This is a genomic window from Sedimentimonas flavescens, from assembly GCF_019264375.1.
Taxonomy (GTDB): domain Bacteria; phylum Pseudomonadota; class Alphaproteobacteria; order Rhodobacterales; family Rhodobacteraceae; genus Rhodobacter; species Rhodobacter flavescens.
In genome coordinates, this window is sequence record NZ_JAHVAI010000023.1 from 20363 (window position 1) to 29857 (window position 9495).

At 59.0% G+C, this 9495-nt stretch carries 7 protein-coding genes; all 7 read left to right on the top strand.

The window, feature by feature from the left end; genetic code table 11:
• Nucleotides 1-10: 10 nt before the first annotated feature.
• Nucleotides 11-1447 (top strand): serine hydrolase domain-containing protein, encoded by a 1437-nt coding sequence (locus KTQ37_RS15545; protein ID WP_218631422.1) that lies wholly within the window; start codon nt 11-13, stop codon nt 1445-1447.
• A 90-nt stretch (nt 1448-1537) separates the two neighbouring features.
• The gene (locus tag KTQ37_RS15550) at nt 1538-2302 is read left to right on the top strand and encodes a hypothetical protein (protein ID WP_218631423.1); all 765 of its coding nucleotides are present in this window, start codon (nt 1538-1540) and stop codon (nt 2300-2302) included.
• A gap of 152 nt (nt 2303-2454) precedes the next feature.
• Complete coding sequence (locus KTQ37_RS16980; RefSeq protein ID WP_218631424.1) at nt 2455-3999, top strand: amidohydrolase family protein; 1545 nt, start codon at nt 2455-2457, stop codon at nt 3997-3999.
• 31 nt (nt 4000-4030) lie between these two features.
• Nucleotides 4031-4696, top strand: a complete 666-nt coding sequence (locus KTQ37_RS15560) for a DUF3299 domain-containing protein (protein ID WP_218631425.1) — start codon at nt 4031-4033, stop codon at nt 4694-4696.
• 116 nt (nt 4697-4812) lie between these two features.
• Nucleotides 4813-6486 (top strand): amidohydrolase family protein, encoded by a 1674-nt coding sequence (locus KTQ37_RS15565; protein WP_218631426.1) that lies wholly within the window; start codon nt 4813-4815, stop codon nt 6484-6486.
• A gap of 159 nt (nt 6487-6645) precedes the next feature.
• A complete protein-coding gene (bla, locus tag KTQ37_RS15570) occupies nt 6646-7644 on the top strand; it encodes a class A beta-lactamase (RefSeq protein WP_218631427.1) in 999 nt (332 codons plus the stop codon).
• 219 nt (nt 7645-7863) lie between these two features.
• Nucleotides 7864-9282, top strand: a complete 1419-nt coding sequence (locus tag KTQ37_RS15575) for a serine hydrolase domain-containing protein (protein ID WP_218631428.1) — start codon at nt 7864-7866, stop codon at nt 9280-9282.
• Nucleotides 9283-9495: the final 213 nt, after the last annotated feature.

A 9495-nucleotide genomic window follows, 5' to 3' on the forward strand; every position in this document is an offset into this window, starting at 1 on the left:
GAACTCATCCATGGTTACTAAGTTGGCGGGCATCCACCACGACAAAGATGACGACGCGCTGAAGAGTATTTCCCGGCGCAGCTTCATGGCAAGCGGCGTTGTCGTCGGAGCGGTGGCGGGGGCAGCCGGGCTCGGGCTGGCATCCCAGCCTGCCTCTGCACAGACGAGCGGGCCAGTCCGCGCCGGCGCATCGGGTTTTGAGCCGCTTGAAGTCGACAGCCCGATGGCGAGATGGAAAACGCCCCAGTCTCTGGAATTCGTCGAAAAGGCGACCAGGAATTACAATTTTCCCAATTGGCAGTCCGGCAGCGAAGACTCCATCTACTACAACCTAAATATCCCTGAGTTCTTCAAATGCTCCTATATCGCACCCCCGAAGGAATTCTCGAAGCTCGAACGCGCGATTGATCCGTCCATCCTGGATCTGACCTATACGTCCGTTGACGGCACACCCACACCACCGCTGAAGGAATACCTGGTCGGCAAGCGTCAGGTTCAGGCGATGATGATGGCGCACAAGGGCAAAGTGGTTTTCGAGGTTTATCCGGGAATGAACCCCACGGATATTCATATCTGGATGTCGGCATCCAAGCCAACCGTGGGTCTGCTTGTCGCGATGCTCGCCGATGAGGGCAAGATCGATCTGGATGCACCCGTCCCGACCTATGTGCCCGAGATCAGGGGGTCGGCATGGGAGCAGGCCACGGTCCGCAACGTGATGAACATGTCCTCCGGCCTCGATATCGAGGAAACCATCGAGAACTTGCTGAATCCGGATTCCTGGATCGCCAAATGGTTCACGGCCGGTTTCGAGCTGAACAAGGGCGATTTCCGCGAAATGTCGAAGAACGCCCAACCGCTGCCCGATGAGCCTGCAGGCTCGCATTTCCGGTATTCCGGCGCAAATACCCAGACGCTGGTGTTGCTGACGCAATTCGTTACCGGCGAGCGGTGGCAGACCACGTGGAACGAACGTGTCTGGTCAAAGATCGGGGCGAAGAACGCCTTCATCACCGCCCTTGCGCCGGATGGAACGCCCCTGTGCGCCGGAATGCACAACACCACGCCGGAAGACTTGTTGCGCTACACGATGATTTACACGCCCAGCTGGAATGTGGTGTCGGACGAGCAGATCATCTCGGACAGGTTGCTGAAAAGCATCCAGACGATGGGCAATCCCGAGGCCTACAAGGGGTCGACCGAAGAGCAATATGGCACGGACTGGTTCGGCGAAGTCCCTGACTACAACTCGGCCCAGTGGGACCATGTCTTCAACGACGGCGCGATGTTCAAGCACGGGAACATGGGACAGGGCATCTATGTCGACCCTTCCCGCGATTTCTGCGGCATGTATTTCGGATTGGCGCCCAACCCGGATGAAATCTCGGGCGTCGATCATTCGCCAGGATTTCTGCGCAACGCTGCGAAAATGCTGGCCGGCGGATAAGCGGCTGATGGCCTTGGCGCGCAACCGGATAGGGCAATCCGCAACTTGGTCATGGGTTGAGGCTGTCCCTGTGACAAAAGGAGAATCTGAATGAAACACCTATTGTCGATCCCCGCAACTGTGTGTGCGGCAATCTTGGCTACCGGGGCCTGGCCGCAGTCCCAACCCGAGGTGAACAACGGTACCAACCCGACCATTCTGGCGACCAGCGCTGGCATTCAGTACAAGTACACGGATTTCGGATCAGGTTTTTCCAACGGCCTCTTCGAAGCCAGTTTCACGGTGCCGTTCGGTCGAGGAAATAACAAGGCCCTGAGTTTCACTTTGCCCTACGCCTCCGGGCCAATCGATGACAGTTTTGGGCTTGGCGACCTCAGTTTGAAATTCGTTCATGTCCTCGCCGTGAATGCCAGCCGCGGGATCGCCTATACGGCGAAACTGTCGTTCGATAGCGCCGACCGCCCCGATCTTGGCAGCGGTCAGACGGTGCTGGAGCTGTCCGGATTCTACGCCAAATTCCTCAAGGATGGTTCCATCGTCGCGCCTTCGCTCGTTCAGACCTTTGGTCTGGGCGACGAAAATGCTGGCCGCAGCAAGATCAACATGACCACCTTCGATTTCTACTATGTGCCGAAGCTTGCGACCGACAAAATGTTCATCGCCTTTGATCCGGCCCTCATCTACGACTGGGAAAGGGACAAAGGATATGCCAGCCTGACGACCACCTTCGGCTTTCCGTTGGGCAAGGCCTTTGGCGGCGACAGCCAGATTTTCATCAAACCGCAGATACTGGCGGGTGCGTACCGCCCTGCCGACTGGAGCCTTCAGGTCGGGTATAAGGTCATCGGATTTTAGCCGCCGGCCGGAAACCCTTGAGGGCTGCATGAAGTCACAAAGAATAAACAGGAAGGAAGAAAGCAATGGTTCTCAGAAATAGAATACTACCCGGAGCACTCCTGCTAAACACTCTGGTCGCCACCGCTGTGTATGCACAAGACTATGATCTGGTGATCAACAACGGTCGGGTCATGGACCCGGAAACCCTGTTTGACGACATCGCCAATGTCGGCGTGAAGGACGGGCGCATTATTGCGATCAGCAAGGACCCGCTGACGGGCACCGAGACTGTGGATGCCACGGGCCATATCGTGGCGCCGGGCTTCATCGACACGCATTTCCACTTTCAGATGCCGATCGGTTATTCCCTCGGGTTGCGTGACGGGTTGACCAGCAGCATGGATTTCGAGATGGGCTGTGCGGGATCCTATGTCGCCGCCTGGTACGAGGCGCGTGCGGGTGTGACCCAGGCCAACTATGGCTGCGCGGTCAGCCACGAGTTCGCCCGCGCGATGATCCTAGACGGGTCGGACGGCGCTGAGTACCTGATAAATGGCCCCGTTGCCGCTTACACAACTCGAGCGAAAACAGGCTGGAGCGTGACACGCCCGAACCTGGAACAGGGCAACGCGATTCTTGAAGAGATTGACAAGGGCCTGATGGCTGGCGCACCCGGCATTGGCAGCACCACGGGCTATATGAGAGCGGGCATCTCTTCCCGCGAGATGTTCGAGGTGCAGAAGGTTGGCGCACGCTATGGCCGTCCGATGGGCTCGCATACACGCTATACGCTTGGCAACGACACGACCGAGGTCAACGGCGCGCAGGAACTCATCGCAAACGCAATCGCGCTCGGCGCGCCTGCGATCGTCCTGCACTTCAATAACCCCGGTTGGCGCGTGACACACGAATTGATTTCAGGGTTGCAGGAAAGGGGCTTCAACATCTGGGGTGAAATCTATCCCTACGCTGCAGGCTCCACCACGATCAATGCGGAGTTTCTGGAGCCCCAAAGCTGGGTCGATGATCTGGGCAACCGCTATGAGGAAACCATTCTGGATCCGGTCACGAATGAGTACTATACCCTCGAGACCTACAAGGCGACCATCGCATCCGAACCGACCAGGCCGGTCGTCGTGTTCAAGATGCCCGCCGAAGACCAGGCGAAATGGCTGACGCTGAAGGGCGTGACCATGGCCAGCGATGGGGTTGGTGCCCAGCCGTACGACGCCCCGTGGGATTTCCCGATGGACCAGCTGGGCGGCACACACCCCCGGACCGCCGGATCCCGGGGCGCCACGATCCGGCTCGGTCGGGAACACAACATCCCGATGATGCAGCTGATGTCGATCCTCAGCTACAACGTGGCCAAGCATCTGGGCGATACGGGCCTGAAGGCGATGCAGGAACGCGGCCGCATCCAGACCGGGATGGTCGCCGATATCGTGGTCTTTGACCCCGAACGCTTCACGGACAATTCGACCTACGACAAGGGTGCCGTCCCTTCAACGGGCATGAAAGCCGTGATCGTCAACGGTCAGGTCACCGTGCGTGACGATGTGCTGCTTCCTGTCTTCGCCGGTCAGCCGATCCGGTTTGAGCCCGAAGACAAGCCGCGCTTCGTGCCGATCTCGGTAGAGGCCTGGAATGCCCAATTCTCGACCGGGATGCCCAGTGACTTCACGGGCGCCTTCCCCGCGGACGGTAGCAACTGATCATGATGTATCCAAGCAAGGAGACGGAAACATGCGGTTCTTGATCTCTTTCTTTGTGGCGGCCTTATTGGCCGCCACTCAAGCAACTGCAGAACCGGAAGCGATCGAGTTCTCCGATTTGGCGGACCCGTTCGCCTTGGCCTTTGAAGACCCCTACGCAGCCATGGGGGTCGACATGCTGAACGAATTGAAACTGTTGGTTCAGTCGGACGAAAAGCTCGCCGGCACTGATCTTGATGCGGAGACACGCACGCGTCTGGAAGCCCGCCGCACCGCCGCGCAGGAAAAGCTCGAGGCGAATGGTCATAATGTAGATGTGTTGCTCGGACAACGCTGGGACGTCGCCAAAAAGCGGCAGATCGCCCGCTTGGCCACCAACCCGATTTTCGACGGCGTCGAGGTCTCGATCTCGGGCTATATCATACCTGCACCACCAGACGCGGATGGCAGCGCGTTCGGTTATCTGGTGCCGCAGGTCGGAATGTGTAGTCACCTTCCGCCGCCACCTCCAAACCAACTCGTCAGGGTCAGACTTCGCGCGGATCAACAGGTCGAGTCCCTGTATCTACCGGTTCGGGTGTCGGGGCTGCTGCGTGTCGAGCCAAGTGATGAGACCATATTCGTTCTCGACGGGGAGTCGCGCATGCTGAGTGGCTGGACCCTCAACGCCGAAATCGTCGAGTTGCCGGAGGGATGAGGTGGGAATGGCCCGGCCCTTAACCCGGAATTTGGGAGATGTTGGCGAAGCCGGGCGGCGCCGTGTCCAGGAAATAAGAATTCGCCAAGGGCACATTCAAGACGATCGCCCGGCTAGTGCTAAAGCCATCAATAGAAACCAAAATTGAAATGGAGACACTAATGAAGAAGCAAAGATACATATTGACAGGCACATTCCTGCTAAGCGTCATGTCCGCCGTTCCGGCCCTGGCGCAAGACTATGATCTGGTAATCAACAATGGCCGGGTCATGGACCCGGAAACTCTGTATGACGACATCGCCAATGTCGGTATCAGGGATGGCCGGATTGTCGCGATCACCAAGGACGAGCTGACCGGTGCCGAGACGGTGGATGCGACCGGCCATATCGTGGCGCCGGGTTTCATCGACACCCATTTTCATTGGCAGACGCCAATCGGCTACCGGGTCGGCTTGCGCGACGGATTGACCAGCAGCATGGATTTCGAGGCAGGCTGTGCGGGTTCCTATATCGCCGCCTGGTACGAGGCACGTGCCGGTGTGTCCCACGCCAACTATGGCTGCGCGGTCAGCCACGAACTGGCCCGCGCAGTGGTGCTCGACGGGGCAGAGGGCGATTTCCTGGTAAACGGTCCCATTGCCGCTTTGGAAACCCGCAAGAAATCGGGCTGGAGCGTGACGCGCCCGACCCTGGAACAGGGCAACGCGATTCTCGAAGAGATTGACAAGGGTCTGCAGGCGGGCGCACCCGGCATTGGCAGCACCGTGGGCTACATGAGGGAGGGCGTCTCTTCCCGCGAGATGTTCGAGGTGCAGAAGGTTGGCGCACGCTATGGCCGCCCGACTGGCGCGCATACACGCTATACGCTTGGCACCGACACGACCGAGAACAACGGTGCGCAGGAACTCATCGCCAATGCCCTGGCGCTGGGTGCCCCGGCGATGGTTCTTCACTTCAACAACCCCGGCTGGCGGCTTGCCCAGCAAATGATTGTTGAGCTTCAGGAACGGGGCCACAACATATGGGGTGAAATCTATCCCTACGCTGCCGGGTCCACCACGTTGAATGCGTCGTTCCTGCAGCCGGACAGCTGGATCGGGCAGTTGGGCAACCGCTATGAGGATACCGTGCTGGATCCGGTCACGAATGAGTACTACACCCTGGAGACATTCAAGACCGACATGGCCGCCAATCCGACCAAGCCGATCGTCGTATTCAAGATGCCCGCCGAAGATGCGCCGAAATGGCTGACGCTGAAGGGCGTCACCGTGGCCAGCGACGCGCTTCCGCCCGAACCGTACTTCGGCCCATGGGATATCCCGCTGGACCAGCTCGGCAACACCCACCCCCGCGCGGCGGGCACCCGGGGTATCACGATCCGTTTCGGCCGGGAAAACAACATCCCGATGATGCAGCTGATGTCGATCCTCAGCTACAACGCGGCCAAGCATCTGGGCGATACGGGCCTGAAGGCGATGCAGGAACGCGGCCGCATCCAGACCGGCATGGTCGCCGATATCGTGGTCTTTGACCCTGAAACCTTCACAGACAATTCGACCTACGAGAAGGGTGCCGTCCCTTCAACCGGCATGAAAGCCGTGATCGTCAACGGTCAGGTCGCGTTGCGTGACGACAAGGTACTTCCTGTCTTCGCCGGTCAGCCGATTCGGTTTGAACCCGAAGACAAGCCGCGCTTCGAGCCGATCTCGGTAGAGGCTTGGAATGCCGAATTCTCGACCGGGATGCCCAGTGACTTCACGGGCGCCTTCCCTGCGGACGGTGGCAACTGATCATGATGTATCCAAGCGAGGAGACGGGATCATGCTTTTTTTGATCTTCGTCTCCTGGCTGCCGTTTGCCCAAGGCTTGCGCGCAGGATGCGCGTTCCTGGGTATCAATGCGGAACGGGACAATCCCCACGCCTGTCTCTCAGAAAGGAGATATCCGAAATGAAACTACGTAACACCATCATGACCCTTGCGGTTTCTGCAGCGGCGGCCTTCGGCCCGGCTTATGCCCAGACAGCGGAAGGACCGTCCGTCGGGGCCGCGATCGAGCGAGTCGCGACACAGCTTGCCGGGCGCATCGGTTTCGCGGCGCAGGAAATCGGCGGTGACGAGGTAATCGCGCTCAATGGCGATGAAACCTTCGCCATGGCCAGCACCTACAAGGTTGCGATCGCCGCTGCGGTGTTGGATCGCGTGGATAGGGGGGAACTCAGCCTCGACCAGATGGTCGAGGTCACACCCGACATGATGATGATCGGGGACGCTGCGCTGAACGGCACATTCGTTCACCCTGGGCTCCAGTTGTCGATCGCGAACGTGATCGAGGTGATGATCACGGAGAGCGATAACACGGCGACCGACATCTCGATGGGACTGGCTGGAGGACCCGCGGCGGTGACCCAATATCTGCGCAGGATCGGGATCAGCGATATCAGCGTCGATCGGACAACTGGCGAGATCATCGGGGAGTTCTATGGTTTGCCGGGACCGGCCACGCATAAACTCGCCACAGAGGTCTTCAAGGCCCGGCCGGAACTCTTGAAGATCCAGGCTGACCGCAATCTGGACTTCGAGGCAGATCCACGTGACCAAGCAACGCCCCTTGCGATGCTGCAACTTCTGCTTGCCATCGACAGTGGCACGGCGACAAGCGCCGAGAGCCGCGACTTCCTGATTGATGTCATGTCGCGCACGCGCACCGGCGCTGGCCGGCTCAAGGGCCTGCTGCCGAGGGGAACGCCCGTGGCGAACAAGACCGGAACCATCGGAGGCGTAGCCAATGACGTCGGCTACATCACGCTCCCCGACGGTCGTCGGTTTGCAATCGCCGTGTTCACCAAGAGCAGCGAGACATCCGAGGCGGACAGGGATCGGGCCATTGCCGAGGTCACCCGCTCGCTCTATGATTACTATTATGTTGGGCAGATGGCGAAGCAGTAAGCGTGCAATCTTCGCCGTGCATGCTCTGCTAGGGTAATTTTGCACGGCGAAGACAGAACTCGTTGGGAACAATCATCGTTTCACCAACAGCAGAAATCCAGTGAAGACTCCAAAGCAAAGGAAAACCCAGTGAAGAACTTAGGTAAACTATTGTGCACCTTAACGGTTTCGTCATCACTCGCCATTCAGCCGGCGCTTGCACAGCAGACTCCGCGGGTCATGACGCAGGAAGAGGGCCAGGCGACCTTTGATGCGGTGCTCGCCGAAGCTTCTGAACTGATCAAGGAACTGAAGATCCCGGGACTTGGTATCGGGGTCATCCATGGGCCCAACTCCTACGGCGCCGGACTCGGTGTCACGAACGTCACCACCGGAGAGCCCGTTACCACTGATACGCAATTCCAAATCGGCTCGGTGACAAAGACCTTCCTTTCGACAATGGCCATGAAGCTGTCCGAAGAGGGCAAACTGGATTTGAACGCGCGTGTCGTCGACATCCTGCCGTGGTTCAGGGTCGCAGATCCCGACGCGACGTCGAAAGCGCGGGTCGTCGACCTGTTCCACCATCACGCTGGCTGGTATGGCGACCATGGGTTCCTTCCTGTTCCTCCGGGCGGGTCGATCAGCGAGAAGGTCATGCTCCAGGCGGCTTACGTCGAGCAGATCTATCCGTTCGGTCAAACCTGGATGTACAACAACACCAGCATCACCTTCGCGACCCATGTGGTGTCGCATGTCGGCGGAAAGCCGATCGAGGACCTGATCGAAGAGAACCTGCTCACCCCGCTCGGCATGGATTCGTCATCCTTTAACTACGACCCCACCCCGCCGGCCAAAGATTACGCATGGGGCCATCCGCCGATCTACGGCGAAGGCAGCATCAGTGATCTCAAGCCGTACTACATTCCGTTGATCAGAGAGTCCGCAGCCTCCGGCGGAATCCGGTCGACGGTTACCGACATGCTGAAATACGCCCGCTTTCAACTGGACGGCAAGGACGCCGCCGGGAACCAGCTGTTGTCCATGGAAGCGCTGGACTATGCTCACGCTCCGGCAGTCGACGCTTCGGTCGGCGAGTTTACCGGACTGACATGGTTCGTCCACGACTACGACGGCGTCACCAGCCCCTTCCACGGGGGGAATTGGCCCGGCACGCGGTCTTTTCTGAAGCTGATCCCGGAACACGACTTTGCAGTGGTGATCATGGTCCACAGTGATCGCGGAGTCGAAGCCTACAGCAAAATTGCGGACAAAATGGTCAAAGCCTTCACGGGAATCGAGGCCGACTCTCCGGTCGCAGCGGGCGTTGATCCGGCTGTGCTCGATCCCTTCGTCGGCGTCTTCAAGGGGAATTCGCAAAACATCGAGATCCGCAAAGAGGGCGACAAATATGTGTTTGTCCAGTTCTCCGCATTGACCAGCGGAGCGGATCCCGCGCCTGCCAATGTGGCCAACACGGCCGAGGGCTATTTCATCATCACCGAAGGCCCGAACGAGGGCGCCCTTGGTGAATTGCTCGAAGATCCCTCTGGCGAACTCAACTTCGTGCGGTTCAACCACCGGATCTTCATTCGGGGCGACGGGGCGGTCGATGAATTCGACCTCTCCGGGTCTGTGTTCGACAAACCGGCTGAGTAAGAGCCACGGAAACGGTGGAGGGGCGATTCTGCACAGCGCAGATCGAACTCTCCACCAAACCCCAAGACCGTGACAGCGGTGCCTCTGCCGCCGGTGTCGGATTGCGCGTTCGGGTGTCCCGGAAATTCGGCCTCGAGGCTTTGTCAGAGGGAATCTGTTGAGCGGGGCAGGGCAGTCTCGTAGCGTCTTGGGATGACGAGAGACGCCCCATTC

What these genes read in the sequence shown, in the direction of transcription:
- KTQ37_RS15545 (WP_218631422.1), top strand. Translation starts at nt 11, where the DNA reads ATGGTTACTAAGTTGGCGGGCATCCACCACGACAAAGATGACGACGCG.
- KTQ37_RS15550 (WP_218631423.1), top strand. Translation starts at nt 1,538, where the DNA reads ATGAAACACCTATTGTCGATCCCCGCAACTGTGTGTGCGGCAATCTTG.
- KTQ37_RS15560 (WP_218631425.1), top strand. Translation starts at nt 4,031, where the DNA reads ATGCGGTTCTTGATCTCTTTCTTTGTGGCGGCCTTATTGGCCGCCACT.
- bla (WP_218631427.1), top strand. Translation starts at nt 6,646, where the DNA reads ATGAAACTACGTAACACCATCATGACCCTTGCGGTTTCTGCAGCGGCG.
- KTQ37_RS15575 (WP_218631428.1), top strand. Translation starts at nt 7,864, where the DNA reads ATGACGCAGGAAGAGGGCCAGGCGACCTTTGATGCGGTGCTCGCCGAA.